Genomic DNA, 15,530 nt, shown 5'->3' with positions numbered 1-15,530 from the left:
TCTGCGATCAGATTAGTCATTCGATTATGTTCATCGGTAAGATCATAAGCACATTCAACCACTTGCGGTGTATATCTCCTTCACTCGGGTTCGCGAACTATTGGATGCCATGATTCACAGGTGTTCTGTTCGCTATGGGGGCAGGGATGTATGTAAAAGGAAGTAACTCTGCTGTTAATCCCGGGCCAAAGGCCAGCGCTATCCCACTGGAATGCCCTTCCTTCTGTCTGTAATCCTCGCGGATGGCTTGAAGAACAAAAAGAATCGTCACGGACGACAGGTTCCCATAATCCCGCAGGATGTTTCGGCTGTAGGAGACCTGCTCATCTGTCAACTGATACAACTTCTGAACGGCATCCACGATACCTCTGCCTCCCGGATGGATTGCCCATATGTCCGGTAAACCGCTCCCCTCCAGCAACCGCTCTACCTCTGGACCGAGATGCAAACCAAGCAGCTTCGGAATCTGTGGTGACAGGTAGAGATCAAAGCCTGTATTGCCCACTTCCCAGATCATTTCTTCTGCACAATCCGGGAGCAGCGTTGAGTGCCCACGACCTAGTCGAAAACATTCATGGCGGTCTGTTCCGGATGCACCAATAACACAGGCAGAGGCTCCGTCTCCGAAAAACGATGCGGCATACAGGTCGTCCCGTTTGGCAGATGGCTGAAAGTGAAGTGTGCATAGTTCCACACACACGATGAGAACCGTAGCTTTCTGATCTGTCGTTACGATTGAATTCGCCAGTTGGATCGCCTTCAGACCGGCTGCACATCCTTGAAACACCAGTGGAATCCGGTTGATCTGCGGTGACAGTTCAAGCTGCTGGATCAGCCGAACATCAAGTCCGGGCAGGAATTGCCCCGTGCAACTCACCGTAATGAGATGTGTAATTTCCGAGGAGATTACGTCTGCATCCTGAATGGCCTGTCCGGCCGCCTCGAGACCAAGTGGAACAGCAGCAGCTTTGTATTTGCCCATACGCTCGGATGTAGTCGGAACCTCCTCCGCATTGGTAAAGGGTAAATATCGGCAAGAATCAACAGGCTCAAGCAGATTCGGTTCACACGTGTACCGAGTCTCCACACCGCACTGATTAAAGATTCGTTTGGCCCACCTTCTCGCATCCGGCTCATGTTCCAGCGCTTGCGCGAGACGGGCAGACACATCCTTTTGCTCAATACGGTGGGTAGGCCATGCCGTTCCTATTCCCATAATACTTGCCCCAGTAGTTGCCTCAAGCTGGTTCATCGGCTTAACCTCCTATATCGTACGTGTTCAAAAGCAGGCTTGTTAAACAACCTATATGTAAAATAGGTTCATATGACATGTGTGCAGGATATAGTACAAGTCTATTCACTCCCTGTCCTGTTTATGTTCATATTAACAAGCAAAGGCGGACAACATATGCGAGTTTCGCACGTGCTGTCCGCCTTTGCTACAGGATTAAACCCATTCCTATATTACATATTCGATCTGTCAGAACTATTCAGGTCGAATCACCGTGAATCTCTCTCCAAGCTTGGCATAATCATTACCCGCCAGTCGGCTGACTGGTTTCAAATGATCCATCAGGATATAGCCCTTGTCCGGATTGTAGACTTGTTCGCTGAAATGATACTGTACAATGCGTACCAGCAGCAGGTCACTCACCGGTTTGCCCTCATCATTCGTGATGGGAATGTGTTGATACAGTTCACACTCCATCCGAATGAGTGCTTCCTGAATTCCTGGCACAGCAACCTTGGTACTCGGCACTGTAGTAAGTTTTGTCCGCTCAAGCTCACTTTCGTGGGGTTCCAGTATGGCTGCTGTCTCATTCACTTCTGTTATGATTGCTTCATCACAGATATGCACAACCAGTTCTTGATGAGCAAGCACATTACGTGCAGTATCTTTCATGATACCGTCTTTACGTGCAATGGATATGGATAACAGCGGCGGGTCCGAACTAACCACATTAAAGAAACTAAACGGCGCCGCATTAATTACACCATTCTCATCTGAAAGTGTCGTCACAAAAGCAATTGGACGTGGTACCACCGAACCACTCATCAGTTTATAGTTATCTCTTCCCGTTATTTCACGTGGATCCAATGTATACATATGTAATATCCCCTTCCCTGCTCGTGTAACAAGTGTCAATTTCACTTCAGGACACGATAACACACTCATATTTATTATATAACGTAAAATGCTGAATTAACAAAAAAACTCCCTGGTGCCGATTGCACCAGGAAGTAGGAACATGCTTTTTCATACCGACTATTTCTTATTTAACAATGCTGTTCTGAATGTCTTCCATAATTTGAAGGTTCGCTTGAACTCCGCTGTACAACCAGCTGCTGGACCGGGTGAATTCAAAGACATTACCTGTCTTTACAGCAGGAATGCTCTGCCATACGGCATCTTTCAGCGCTTCTGAGCCTGCCCCCTTGTCACTGTTCACCAGGAATAGATAGTCTGTGTCCATTTCCGCGATCTTCTCCAATGAAATCTCAGACCAGTTACCCGTTGCCTTCGCAGATGCTTCCTTCACAACATTAGGCTCTGCAAGTCCAAGTTCGTTGTACATCACTTCACCACTGGAAACATTGTTGCTTACAACATAAAACTTGTTATTGAACAACCACAACGCTGCGGCCGACTTTGTTCCTCCAGTAACAGCAGTTACCTTTTCTTTGATTTCCTTTGCCTTGGCATCATAATCGTCAAGCGCCTTCTGCGCTACATCCGATTTGTTCAGAAGCTCGCCGATCTTGAGCAGAGCCTGACGCGAGTCCTTGTTGACCTCATCTCCGAGTACATAAGTAGGGGCAATTTTGTTGTACTGTTCGTATTTCTCCCCTTCAACTGTACTTTCAGAACCCATAATAATCAGGTCTGGTGAGAAACTGGCCATGGCTTCAAAAGGTAGATCACTTGCAATACCAGGTACGCCATTCAGATCGGTTTGCAGATAATCCTGCAAACCACTGCCGTTGTTGATGGCCCATTGTGCTGCTGGCTTAACACCGAGTGTAACAAGATGGTCTTCCAGATAAGAGGCGATGATGCGCTCCGGATTAGCCGGGATGGTAACCTCGTGTCCCATTGCATCTGTTAATGTGCGCTCTGTAGCGGATTCTGTTTGTGTCTCTGTCTCCGTTGTTGTATTGTTCTCTCCTGCTGCTCCATTCTCTGCCGTTTTTGTACCACACGCGGCCAACCAGATGGACATAACCATCACCGTAATCAGAAGCATGATCATCTTTTTATTTCTCTTAAACACTTGATATATCCCCTTTCAATTCATTATGAAAACCTTATTCGGCATTATTGTGACAGATATCAACGTTCAAAAATATTGACACTACTATTGATACATATAATATCCGTATGTACATTTGTCCGATTTCATTGACAATGATAATTGTTATCAGTTCAGTTGTCAATCCGATTATGCGACGAGGTGATCATATAAATCTTCTTGACGGCATTCACCTATAGGCGGATGCCGCCATATGCTGAATGCAGAATACGACGACAGGAAGGATGTTCTGTACATGTATTACGAATATAACCCTTATCTAAGTTATGGAGAAGACCGTTCCTTTCAATTGCCTCCACTGTTCCCAGGAGGTGGCGGTGGCGGCATCCCGGGTGGTCCGACGTTTCCGGGTATACCTGGCGGTCAAGGCTCCTATCCTCCATACATTCCAGGCGGAGTACCCGGTCCGTATATCCCCGGAGGCATTCCAGGTACAATCCCGGGTACAGCACCGGGCGTACCTGCGCAACTGACTCAAGGCAACCTGCCCACCCTGCTTAGTGCCTATCCTCGTCCGGTAGGTCAGCCTCCGGCAGAAATGCTTTTTCTGTATAACCTGATCAAAAGCAGCCCGGGTCTGCTCCCGCTCTTCCTCCAGCAACAGCCGCAAAACCTCACTCAAGCTGTGCAATTTGCACAGACTGGTACAGCGGCACCACGAGATAACGAAGAACGTACGTTGCCCAACTTTTGTTACAATCGATGGTCCCTTGTGTTCACATACAATGATGTCTACCTGATGTGGCCTGCGATTAATCTGTTTGGTTTTGTGGTGGGATATTTCTATCCATTCCTCACGCCAGGGATACTGTCCAATACACAGATTTTATTTGCGCTCTGCTAAACCTGTCCTTACCTACAGCAAGAGCCTCACTTGGAAGCATGATTCCTTCCAAATGAGGCTCTTGTTCGTTCTTTAAACTCAAAGTCACTTTACACTATCAAGACTCCATAAACGCAAGGTCTACAGAATCAGTACACTTAACTCAACACTTGATCGTTCTGGCGCTTCCTGCCTCTACTGACCATTAGGAAGTAAATAACCAAGGCACCGAGATCAGCACAAGCAATAACGATTCCCATTGGCACAGCTGTGCCTTCTCCCCCGAGACCTACAAGGGGAGCGACAATACCTCCGAACAGGAACGTCATCACACCAATAAGCGCAGACGCACTGCCTGCCGACTTCTCCTGATTGGCCATCGCCAAGGCGAAGGACGCAGTATTGACTAACCCAACACTGGATACCACCAAAAATAGCGGAATCAGTACAGAGATTAGATTACCTCCAGCCAGAATGGCGATGAGCAGTGAAGTTCCTCCGAGCGCCGCGGTTAGCAGCCCCGCGATTAACAGGCGAGTCTCTGATACCTTTCCTGCAAGTCTGCCGGCAATCTGACTGGCCAGAATAATACCCAGTCCGTTTATGGCGAAGCAAACACTGAACATTTGCGGCGATACCCCGTATATCTTCTGAAGCACAAACGGTGAACCTGATATGTAGGCAAACATGCCTGCTGCCACGAAACCCTGGGTTAACGCATAACCCATAAACTGACGATCCCCTGCGATTTGGCGAAACGTAATTAATGTCTGTTTCAATCCCCCGCTTGATCTGCGGTTGGAAGGCAATGTCTCTCCAAGACCGAAAATGACAGCCAACAACGTCAGTATACCGATGAGGCTAAGCAAAATAAATACGCCGCGCCACGACGTATACGTCAACAATTGTCCACCAATGATTGGTGCAGCAATCGGGGCTACGCCGTTAATCAGCATTAACAGAGAGAAGAACCGTGTCAGTTCCGGGCCCGAATATACGTCTCTGACGATTGCGCGCGAGATGACAATCCCTGCCGCTCCAGCTACACCTTGAATGAACCGCAGCACAACAAAAGAGCCCATCGTCGGGCTAACCAGGCAAAGTATGGAGGCGATCGTATAGAGCACAAGCCCTGCAATGAGCGGTGTTCGCCGACCACGTACATCACTTAGAGGTCCGGCAAGCAACTGTCCAACCGCAAGTCCAATCATACACGCCGTCAGGCTGAGTTGAGCATACGAAGTAGATGAACCAAACTCATCAGCCAGCGTGGGCAATGCGGGTAAATACATATCCAGGGACAACGGCCCAAAGGCCGACAGTGTCCCCAGAATTAAAGCCATCCGTACACGAGATGTGGAATTCGTGTTTAATGAAGCTGTTGTACTTTTCATCAAATACTACTCCCCGCTACCCAGCAGCTTGAGCAGGTTGGACGGCAGTGTGAACTGTTGATTGTTAATAATAATACGGCGTAATTCTTCTTCATCCCGCTCGTTATCGGCGTCCTTGATCTCCTGAATTTCCCGGTGAAGTCGCTCCATCTGTTGATCCAGCGCATTTGCCGAATCTGCCGCACTCTTTAACTCTCTGGTCAAATGCTCGGGAACATCCTTATTGTATTTATAAAAAATCTTATGTTCCAGACTCGCCCAGAAATCCATCGCGATTGTACGGATCTGGATCTCCACACATGCTCGTTCCTCACCATTGGACATGTACACAGGCACTTCCACCAGAAGGTGAAGGCTTTGGTAACCGTTTGGCTTTGGATTCTCGATGTAGTCTTTGACCTCCAGTACACGCAGATCACTCTGGTTGCACAGCATATCCTTAATGCGATAGATATCCGAGATAAAGGAACATGTAATCCGTACCCCGGCGATATCCTTGATATTTTGCTTGATGCTCTCAAACGTTAACTCATGATTTTTACGGAACATCTTGTTCATAATGCTCTCAGGTGATTTCAGTCTGGACTTTGTATGCTCAATTGGACTGTAATCATGCAAAGACTGGAATTCTTCCTTCAGGACTTCAATCTTGGTCTCCATTTGATCCAGAGCAAATTTATAGATCATCATAAATCTGGTAATTTCATATTTGAATTTCTTGAATTGATCAATTGGATGTGGAGCGTTCATCATGGCTTTCTCCCTTTCTTTCTACACACTAAAATTAGTTTTATGAATATGAGAACAAGCGGTCAATCCACATGTCTCCTGAACCATTATAAATCATATGGAGCCAATAAACGAATTTCTCACATTCAGGATGGCGATTTACCCTGGAAGGTATGGGAACTTATTTTACGCGCATCCTATAGAAGCATCCCTGTCATTTGGCCTGTTATTATTAATAAAAGAGGTGGATTTTCCTGCTCTATCAAGTGACGTATTCATCCGATACACTTCGAGTTAAAGCTTATTTATACCTGCCACAAGGTTGTTCATTACCTGATATCACAACATATGAAACTTCTCATCCAGGCTCTATCTCCTCTGCCTTTCCAGACTTCGCTTCCATACATAAGCCTCTACATCTTCATCTGCAACCACTCGCCAGCCATTACCCTGCTGCAACAATGCATGATACGGATAACATACCGGAACAGTGGCCTGTACTGATCTATTGTCGCGGCGGACTTGGCAGCTATGGCGGGGTAAATACTGTTTGGCTTGAGCAATTTGTACATAAAGGTTATATCGTGTTCGCCCCATCCTATCGTGGCAACGAAGGCGGTGAGGGGCGTGACGAGTATGGCGGAAGAGATGCCGAAGATGTGCATGCCGCTTATCGGTTAATGCAACGATTACCTTTTGTCGACCCAACTCGGATATCGTTAATGGGGTTCTCCCGTGGAGCCATTAATGCTGTACATACCGCAACTACCTATAATGAGGGACCGGACAAAGTACATAAATTAGTTCTTTGGAGCGGTGTCGCCGATGTGGAACGCACGTACCATGAGCGAACCGACCTGAGACGTACATTGAAACGGGTGCTGGGTGGCTCACCACGCGCAGTTCCGGAAGCTTACCTCGCCCGTTCTCCCTTGTCAAAAGCGAACAAATTATCTTGTCCCGTGCTAATCATGCATGGTACATCAGATACACAGGTGAATTATAGTCACGGAACCCGAATGTATCACTGGCTTAAGCGCCGAGGTGCGGATGTCACATTTCACGCCTACGGCGGGCAGGATCATCATTTTCACGAGAAGATACATCAGTCAGCGGTTAACAATATGTTTGATTGGCTCGCTGCACCTTAAGTCTTGCGCAATGAATTTCATTTTGAAGAAGCGTGGGTTATGGCTGTATACTGGAGGGGCTACGTTTTTTTGAAAGGACGGATAGGATGAATCAAAGCACCCTCCAAAAATACGCCATGTTACTTCTCTGCATGTCTGCCGGAATGGGGGACCTGATCGGATATCTGGGACTGGGGCATGTGCTCACAGCCAATATGACGGGAAATATTGTACTGCTCGGTATTGCCATTGCCCGTGCTCAGGAATTTGTCGTGCTGCGGTCATTGCTTGCTCTCATCGGTTTTATTGCCGGCAATGCCATTGCAGCACATATGGTGGGACCTGTGCAGACCAAAAATGGCTGGTCTTCTAAGGTCACAGCTGTATTTACTGTTGAAAGCATATTGCTGCTGCTGTTCGCGATCGCCATGATTAGTCCATTTTCAGAACAACTGTCCTATCTGTTAATTGTCATCCTAGCCGTTGCAATGGGGATGCAAACAACTGCGGCACGCCGCATTGGCATTGCTGGCATCTCAACAACCGTGCTCACCAATAATTTGGCCGCTGTGGTTGAGGATACCGTGAACATCCTCAAAAAGCTGCGACATGCCAATATCCGATCGTTAACCAAAGCCTTGCCCACAGATTCCTACCTTCGTGCAGGTGCTGTTGTCATCTATTTGATCGGCGTCATTGCAGCCGCATTGTTATTCCACCGTGTGCCCATGATTGCAGTCTGGATTCCTGTCCTGATCATTGGCGGCGTAACCCTATACGCCCGATTACATGCATGGGGAACTTCACAACAAAGCGAAAGTTAATAGTTGGAGAAGCAACCTATTCATTTTCAAGAAGCTGTTCTAAAGTCCGCTTTAGGGTACTGAAAACTGGTCTTTTTGAACATGGACTTTAAGTTGTTTTAAGTACAATCACGCTATTTATTTCATCAAAGCAGCTTCTTGGCGGATAAGCTTGACCAGATGCTGTGCAGCAGGTGATAATACCTCCCCGGCTCGTGTACATACGGCAACCGTATTTCTCAGCTGTACACCTCGAACAAACACACGTGCCAGCCTGCCTTGCTGCACATCTTCGTTCACAACCAAAGAAGATATAAAGTTGGCCCCATAACCTGCCTTCACCGCACTGATCGTTTCGTTCAGCCCGTTGAACTGAAGTGCAATGCGGGGAGCGGCAAGGTTATTTGTTGTGCAAAGGGAAACGAGTCGCTCACGCGTGGCACTGCCTTCTTCGCGCATGATGAACGGTTCTGCCACCATCTCATGCAACTCGATTTCTTTTCCCGCATACGGATGGTCAGGGTGCACAACAAACCACATCTCATCGTCAAACAATTCATCCCATTGGACACCTGCATGTGTAATACCACTTCCACCATACACAGCAATCTCTGCCTCATAACGAAGTAATTGGTCAAAAGCCATCCGGGTGTTGGTTGTGCTCACAACAATCTCCACATCCTCATGCATTTGCTTGAACCGCGCAATCCAGCCAGGCAGCAGAAAATTCGAAGGCAAGTAGGTTGCCGTAAGACGGATCAACCCTTTCTTGCCCTCCCGAAAATCCTGCACAAAATTCTCGACATCCTGCTCCAGCATGAACAGACGTTCCGCATAACCTGTTAACTGTATCCCCGCATCCGTAAGCACCAGTCTTCTTCCCTCCGAAACAAAAAGCTGGATTCCTAATTCACGTTCAAACTTCTTCACCTGAGAAGATACCGCAGGTTGACTAATATTTAGTTCCTCTGCGGCACGAGTGACCCCGCCATATCTCACGATGGCATGAAATAATCGTAATCCATGTAGATTCATGTTTACACCTCTTCCACGTCAAATACATAATCTAAAGTTATATTATCATACATAATATATATTTTATTTATATATCTACTCCATTTATAGTTGAAATATGAAATCCAATACAAGGAACAAGGAAAGGAACATATGAAGATGAAAAATATAAATACGACCAACCTACAGCATACCTGGACTCAAGTTGACGACTACATGAATGATTTGCTGATTCCATCCGATTCCCTGCTGGAACATACCCTGCAAAGCAATGCCGAAGCTGGACTCCCTGCTCATGACGTAACACCAAATCAAGGAAAGTTACTTCATCTCCTGCTGCAAATCCAAGGCGCATCCCGTGTACTTGAAATCGGCACATTGGGTGGATACAGTACCATCTGGATGGCAAGAGCGCTGCCTGAACACGGACGCATCGTCTCACTGGAATCGGAATCACACCATGCAGACTTGGCCCGAGCCAATCTCACACGAGCAGGACTGATGCACAAGGTTGACCTGAGAGTTGGCCCTGCCCTAACCACCCTTCCCGATGTTCAGGAAGAATACAGGGAACCGTTTGATATGCTCTTCATCGATGCTGACAAACCGAGTAATCCCGATTATCTGAGATGGGCCCTGCGACTAACTCGGCCGGGGAGTCTTATTATTGGTGATAATATCGTCAGGGACGGTGAAGTGATCCGCATAGACAGCACAGACCCCAGAGTTCAGGGCGTTCGATCATTCCTGCAGTTGATCTCGGATCACCCTCGGCTTGAAGCTACAGCACTGCAAACGGTTGGTAGCAAAGGTTACGATGGATTCGTCATTGCTCGTGTGATTGATGCCCCTGAACCAAAATAAACAGTGGTCAATTCTTCCGCAAATTCCCCTTTCCTGTTAAACTGGAATCACTGCACAGGCAGACTGGGGGGGAACCACTTGAGAGTTTTACAACATATTAATGATGAAATTCGCGGCTGGTCCCGCAATATTCAACTGTTTTTCCTGGCTAGCATTCTGTATCAGATCGGAAATGGCATGTTCTCTGTCTTGTACAATCTGTACATTCAGGGTCTGGGCTATAATGATACAATGAACGGCCAGATTGTAAGTATTCAATCACTCGCAACAGCCATTATGTTTGTTCCTATCGGTCTATGTGGTGATCTGTTCAGCCGCAAGCGATTACTCATTACAGGGGCGTTATTCAGCGGAATCTTTCTGATCGGACGCTCCTTCGATTATTCGGCTACAGGGCTGATCTGGTTCGCGGTATTCTCTGGCCTTTTCGCTGGGGTATTCCAAGTACTGGCCATTCCTTATCTGGCGGAAAACGTCAAGAAAAGCCAGCGGCTGAAGATGTTCAGTTATTATTCATCTCTTGTGCTCGCTTCCCAGGTGCTTGGTAGCCTGGGTGGCGGTGTATTCGCAGATTTGTTACATACAGCAGGACTCGCCAAAGTGACCGGATTGCAGACGGTTTTATTTGTCGGTGGTGCAGCAACACTAGCTGCATTTATTCCACTGTTATTTGTAACCGAAGGCAAGGCTGCTCCGCAGACAACAATCCCGGCGCAACCCGTTCTTCAACCCAATGCGGATCTAAAAGAAAGTTCAACGAATACCCCAAGCACGGACGATTCGATCACCAAGAAAAAAGATTCCCGACTGATTGGTCAGTTTATAGTGACTCAGTTGTTAATTGGATTAGGTTCCGGACTGGTTGTACCGTATCTGAATCTGTATTTCACCAATCGGTTCTCGGTTTCTCTGAGCGGCATGAGCTTACTGATCGCACTTGGTCAGATTATGACGATTGTATCCATGCTGATTGGTCCTACCCTGGCGGTAAAGGTCGGAAGCGTAAGAGCCGTTGTCATTTTCCAGGTCATGTCGCTACCTTTCCTTCTATTAACAGGCTTCACCAATCTGTTGTTCATCGCTTCGCTCAGTTTCTTATTCAGACAAGCATTGATGAACGCAGCCAATCCCATTCATTCAGCCATACTGGTGGATCGGATCTCGGACAAACGCCGCGGGATTGCCAATTCATTGATGCAGACCTCGTTCATGATTGGTTGGGCGACCATGGGGCCTGTCCAATCCTATCTGGTCACCACGTACGGAACGTATTGGGGTTATGCGATCACTTTCAGCATCACAGGCTGTCTATACGTTATTTCATCACTGATGTACTTTGTCATGTTTAGAGAACCCAAACCTTCCGCTACCGCTCTCGCAGGATCTTAACCGGTAGACTAAACGGATGGATCAGATGAGTATCATGGCACATGAAGTGAATGCCGATCTTTCGGTTGTATCCGGGTATCAATTGTTCCGCATCCTGTTTATCTTTTTTATCGTCTCTTCCGTACTGAAGATGATTCTTGTACATATGTTGAAAGAAAAGAAAGTTAAGCCCTCACTTCAATGATCATATTTTGTCTGATCCCATGCCAAAGAGAGTATCCATTTGATGTCACATCCTGCGGATACTCTCTTTTATTTGTACAGACTCATCTTCAACATTTGGCCTCATTCAATTTTAAGCATAATGACTACTTATGAATAAATTCGGTTGTACATCCAACCCACAATGCCTACCGTAACAACTGTTGCCCCAATAATAAATGCATAATAGCCAATCTTACTTTGGACTCCGAAGTCTGATGGTCATAATAATCCGAGTTACGTCGGTAAAATCCCATCCATAACTCTCCGATCATATTCACTACAACCAATACAAAACGTTTAACAAGCCCCATTGTATTCGCGTCTCCCCTCTCTAATCAACCTTTTTCCCTATTAAGTATAATTATCCCAATTCAATTCATTAAAACAACCTACTCATATTACCTTCGGTGCAGTTTCATGCTCCAACCAGGTTAGAATATCAAATGCTTCCTGATCGGTGCTACCACACATCTCTTCCTCAGCTTGCAATCCACTGCATACCGCAGGACGATCTTTTTGGCCAAAAATTCCGCAGCGATTATCATCGGTAAGCTGCACACAACGTACACCTGCCGGCTTGCCATGAGCCATGCCCGGTATCGGTGATGATATGGAAATCGCGATACAACATGCGGCACAGCCTGTCCTGCATTCCATACATATACCCTCCTAATTTCAATACACTTACAATACATGTTCAAAAAGACCGGTTTTCAGTACCAAGAAGATGGGATGAAGCTAGAACCTCTTAATTATGAACGATTTACCCAGGTCCAGGTTCGAGCTAGCCCCTGAGCAATTCTCCGATTCATGCTTCGATTGGAAAAATACCCCCCATGACTTAGCGGATTCCAACTCATCGCCACGCCGCCAGAGTTCACTTCAATATCTTCTTTAACCGCTTTCTCATAAGCAGGATCAATGGGGCGTAACGGATAACCCAGAATATCATCCCGATCGTAGAAGTTCACCCACTCCCCTTCCAGCCCGGCATAATACTGATTCACATGGGAAGAGGGCACCTGAATTGGGCAACTAAAGTCATGGTAACGCAAACTCCATAAGGGCAGGGTTGTACCAAACGAGTAAAAATGGGTCAGCGTGTCGCCCCGCTCCAGAGCCGAGTTCACATCCACAACCTCAGGAATACGACTGGACGGATATTGCAGATCGTAGAAGAAGTTACTGGCGATTACGGCGCCTAAACTATGGGCAATCACACAGAGCGGAGCTTCCGGTCCATTACGCTGTGCAAGAGTATGCATCGCCTGATTCAACGTTCGATGTACGGCATCGTAGTTATGGCCTTGATTTTCCACCGGTTGATAAGCAACCGCATCAGCCAGGTAATGGATGACAAATCGGCGCAACGCCTGAAAGTTCAATCCCGGAGAGCTGACGAGCTGTTGAAAGAGTGCCTCTTCCCGCTTCTCAAATACATCCGCCCAATATACAGGTTCGATATCCAGCATCTGTTTGGAGGCGCCAGGCAAGACCATCACCTTGTCCAATTCCTTATGCAAACAAGCAATCAGTTTGTCCGCGTACCCATCCTTCCGCATACCCAGCCCATGAATGACCATCACCGCAATACGTGTCATGGCTCTCCTCCTCATCGATCTAGGAACTCTTTCTCCACCATATGAACGCCACGACTCGAACATGCCTGAAGCTTACTTTGTCAGAAGAACCTTTCCAACCACCATTATTTTAAAAATGTGATTCTTCCATTTTATATACAGTTTACCATGATCGTCATGAAAATAACGATCATACAGCAAAAAGGAGCTGCACATCACGCAGCCCCTTCTTGTTGTTATTCTCAATTAACCTTTCAGATGAACCTTCAGCACACCATTCTGATTAGATGTAACATCACCTGTCGTGACTTCCACCCGTTCAACCATATCCTGACCATCTGGAATGATAATCGGTGTAATCAGCGGGTATCCCGCATCTTCAATGACCTTACGATCAAACTCCAACAGCTTTTGTCCAGCCTTTACATGCTCGCCAGCTTCCACATGCATGTTGAAGCCTTCACCCTTGAGGGATACGGTATTAATCCCGACATGGATCAGAACCTGTAATCCACTCGCGTGTTCAAGAATCACCGCATGTTTACTTTTGATCACATGAGCTACCTGAGCATCAAACGGAGCAACAACAACGTTGCTGGAAGGCTGAATTGCTACACCCTCACCCATCTGTTTCTCGGCAAAAGCCGGATCTGGTACTTGCTCCAGTGATACGGCCTGGCCTGTTAATGGCGCCATGATTTCCAGTGTATTCACGGCTTCGTCCCCTACTTGAGCTGCACTACGTGTGCGCTGGTTTGGATCTGTTTTTGCAGTTGAAGAGGTAACACCCGAAGCAGACTGCGACGTAACCGCTTTAGGCTCATTAATGGTTTCATTGCTTGCACTACGATCTTCTTTTCTCAGTTTGGCTCTGCCAAAAAGGACGGTCAGTACAAACGGTACAACTAGGACAATCGCCATGCCGATGAAGAAGACACCCCATTTGTTAGGGAAAATCGACAGGAATCCCGGTACGCCACCTACACCGATGGATGTTGCCTGAACATTATTCATCGTCAGCAACACACCGCCAATCGCGGAACCGACCATACCAAAGATAAACGGATAACGATAACGGATATTCACGCCGAAGATCGCCGGCTCAGTTACCCCGAGGAAGGCCGATACCGAGGACGTTGCTGCAAGTCCTCTCATTTTCTTCTCACGCAGGACAAGCATCATCGCAAGTGCCGCTGAACCCTGTGCGATATTAGACAATGCCAGCATCGGCCACAGGAACGTACCACCCTGACTACCGATGAGCTGAACATCTACCGCAAGGAACGTGTGATGCATACCGGTGATAACGAGCAAAGCGTAGAGACCACCGTAGATCAGACCACCCAGTGCCGCGTATGAATCGTATACATAGATCAAGCCGGATGTGATTGCATTTGCAATAGCAAATGTAACTGGTCCAATAATCGTAAATGCGAGGAATCCGGTAATCAGCAACGTAACTGGTGCAACGACCAGCAGTTTGATCGAATCATGTACCCTTTTATTCAGGAAAATTTCCATCTTCGCAAGCAGATAGGCCGATACCAGTACTGGCAGAACCTGCCCTTGATAACCGATCTTCTCAATCTCCCAACCGAACAGATTCCATGTTGGCACCGTGCCATTATTCACAGCATCAGCGTAACCATATGCACTCAGCAGATCGGGATGTACCAGAATGAGACCCAGCACGATGCCGAGCAGCGGACTGCCGCCAAACCTTTTTACAGCTGCCCAACCAATTAGCGCCGGCAGGAACGTGAAGGCTGTACTTGCAATCGTATTAATAATGGACGCAAGATCCTTCCAGGCTGGATAAACATCCACCAATGATTTTCCATCAAAGAAAATGCCTGGACCTGTCAGAATATTGTTAATCCCGAGCAAAAGACCTGCCGTAATGATTGCAGGCAAGATCGGAATGAAAATATCCGAGAGTGTTTTGATCGCTCGCTGAATTGGATTTTGCTTTTTACCAGCAACGGCCTTCACATCATCCTTGGAAGAACGATCTCCCCCGGTAATCTGAATCATCTCATCATAGACTTTATCTACCAGACCAGGCCCAATAACGACCTGGAATTGCCCTTGGGAAGAGAATTGTCCTTTAACCAAATCATTCTGATCCAGACTTTCAGTATCCACTTTACTCTCATCGTATAAGGCAAACCGGAGTCGTGTAACACAGTGTGTAGCAGCTTCAATATTCTCTTTGCCACCAACTGCCCGGACGATCTCCTCAACCTGTTTTTTATCGATTGCCATAGTGTCACTTCCTATTTATAAAAT

Annotated in this window: 16 protein-coding genes; 6 read left to right on the top strand and 10 right to left on the bottom strand. The window is 47.0% G+C overall.

Annotated elements, in window-relative coordinates:
- Positions 1–97 precede the first annotated feature (97 nt).
- The 3 genes from MKY92_RS12625 to MKY92_RS12615 all read right to left on the bottom strand — a co-directional run bounded on the left by MKY92_RS12625 (position 98) and on the right by MKY92_RS12615 (position 3,272).
- Entirely contained in the window at positions 98–1,252 is a 1,155-nt protein-coding gene (locus MKY92_RS12625) for a type III polyketide synthase (protein ID WP_339300971.1), read from the bottom strand.
- Between the two features lie 234 nt (positions 1,253–1,486).
- Entirely contained in the window at positions 1,487–2,107 is a 621-nt protein-coding gene (locus MKY92_RS12620; protein ID WP_076217035.1) for a flavin reductase family protein, read from the bottom strand.
- Positions 2,108–2,273: 166 nt separating this feature from the next.
- The gene (locus MKY92_RS12615) at positions 2,274–3,272 is read right to left on the bottom strand and encodes an ABC transporter substrate-binding protein (RefSeq protein ID WP_339300970.1); all 999 of its coding nucleotides are present in this window, start codon (positions 3,270–3,272) and stop codon (positions 2,274–2,276) included.
- 232 nt (positions 3,273–3,504) lie between these two features.
- Between MKY92_RS12615 and MKY92_RS12610 the strand changes: the two genes are divergently transcribed.
- The gene (locus MKY92_RS12610; RefSeq protein WP_339300968.1) at positions 3,505–4,155 is read left to right on the top strand and encodes a hypothetical protein; all 651 of its coding nucleotides are present in this window, start codon (positions 3,505–3,507) and stop codon (positions 4,153–4,155) included.
- Positions 4,156–4,292: 137 nt separating this feature from the next.
- Here the strand turns inward: MKY92_RS12610 and MKY92_RS12605 are convergent, their stop codons facing one another.
- Positions 4,293–5,528 carry a multidrug effflux MFS transporter gene (locus MKY92_RS12605; RefSeq protein WP_339300967.1) on the bottom strand — a complete coding sequence of 412 codons (1,236 nt, stop codon included), beginning with the start codon at positions 5,526–5,528 and terminating at the stop codon, positions 4,293–4,295.
- Between the two features lie 6 nt (positions 5,529–5,534).
- A complete protein-coding gene (locus MKY92_RS12600; RefSeq protein ID WP_036608962.1) occupies positions 5,535–6,278 on the bottom strand; it encodes a GTP pyrophosphokinase family protein in 744 nt (247 codons plus the stop codon).
- A 245-nt stretch (positions 6,279–6,523) separates the two neighbouring features.
- Between MKY92_RS12600 and MKY92_RS12595 the strand changes: the two genes are divergently transcribed.
- Both MKY92_RS12595 and MKY92_RS12590 read left to right on the top strand, forming a co-directional pair.
- Positions 6,524–7,408: an alpha/beta fold hydrolase gene (locus MKY92_RS12595; protein WP_339300966.1), complete on the top strand. Its 885-nt coding sequence runs from the start codon at positions 6,524–6,526 to the stop codon at positions 7,406–7,408.
- 86 nt (positions 7,409–7,494) lie between these two features.
- Positions 7,495–8,211, top strand: coding sequence for a YoaK family protein (locus MKY92_RS12590; RefSeq protein WP_339300964.1), 717 nt, complete (start codon positions 7,495–7,497; stop codon positions 8,209–8,211).
- A 117-nt stretch (positions 8,212–8,328) separates the two neighbouring features.
- Here MKY92_RS12590 and MKY92_RS12585 read toward each other — a convergent pair whose 3' ends face one another.
- Positions 8,329–9,225 carry a LysR family transcriptional regulator gene (locus MKY92_RS12585; RefSeq protein WP_339300963.1) on the bottom strand — a complete coding sequence of 299 codons (897 nt, stop codon included), beginning with the start codon at positions 9,223–9,225 and terminating at the stop codon, positions 8,329–8,331.
- Between the two features lie 132 nt (positions 9,226–9,357).
- On the opposite strand from MKY92_RS12585, the gene MKY92_RS12580 reads away from it, so the two are divergent.
- The 3 genes from MKY92_RS12580 (at position 9,358) to MKY92_RS12570 (ending at position 11,641) form a co-directional block, all read left to right on the top strand.
- A complete protein-coding gene (locus MKY92_RS12580) occupies positions 9,358–10,068 on the top strand; it encodes an O-methyltransferase (protein ID WP_339300962.1) in 711 nt (236 codons plus the stop codon).
- A gap of 78 nt (positions 10,069–10,146) precedes the next feature.
- Positions 10,147–11,457, top strand: coding sequence for an MFS transporter (locus MKY92_RS12575; RefSeq protein ID WP_339300960.1), 1,311 nt, complete (start codon positions 10,147–10,149; stop codon positions 11,455–11,457).
- Positions 11,458–11,482: 25 nt separating this feature from the next.
- Complete coding sequence (locus MKY92_RS12570; RefSeq protein WP_339300958.1) at positions 11,483–11,641, top strand: hypothetical protein; 159 nt, start codon at positions 11,483–11,485, stop codon at positions 11,639–11,641.
- A 166-nt stretch (positions 11,642–11,807) separates the two neighbouring features.
- Here MKY92_RS12570 and MKY92_RS12565 read toward each other — a convergent pair whose 3' ends face one another.
- The 4 genes from MKY92_RS12565 to treP form a co-directional block, all read right to left on the bottom strand.
- Complete coding sequence (locus tag MKY92_RS12565) at positions 11,808–11,972, bottom strand: hypothetical protein (protein ID WP_339300956.1); 165 nt, start codon at positions 11,970–11,972, stop codon at positions 11,808–11,810.
- 82 nt (positions 11,973–12,054) lie between these two features.
- Positions 12,055–12,318 carry a YkgJ family cysteine cluster protein gene (locus MKY92_RS12560; protein ID WP_237175690.1) on the bottom strand — a complete coding sequence of 88 codons (264 nt, stop codon included), beginning with the start codon at positions 12,316–12,318 and terminating at the stop codon, positions 12,055–12,057.
- Positions 12,319–12,413: 95 nt separating this feature from the next.
- A complete protein-coding gene (locus MKY92_RS12555; RefSeq protein ID WP_339300954.1) occupies positions 12,414–13,262 on the bottom strand; it encodes a chemotaxis protein in 849 nt (282 codons plus the stop codon).
- A gap of 225 nt (positions 13,263–13,487) precedes the next feature.
- A complete protein-coding gene (gene treP, locus MKY92_RS12550) occupies positions 13,488–15,506 on the bottom strand; it encodes a PTS system trehalose-specific EIIBC component (RefSeq protein WP_339300952.1) in 2,019 nt (672 codons plus the stop codon).
- Positions 15,507–15,530 lie beyond the last annotated feature (24 nt).

The sequence above is a fragment of the Paenibacillus sp. FSL R5-0623 genome (assembly GCF_037974265.1).
Lineage (GTDB): Bacteria > Bacillota > Bacilli > Paenibacillales > Paenibacillaceae > Paenibacillus.
This window is presented reverse-complemented; position numbering and strand designations above follow the sequence as displayed.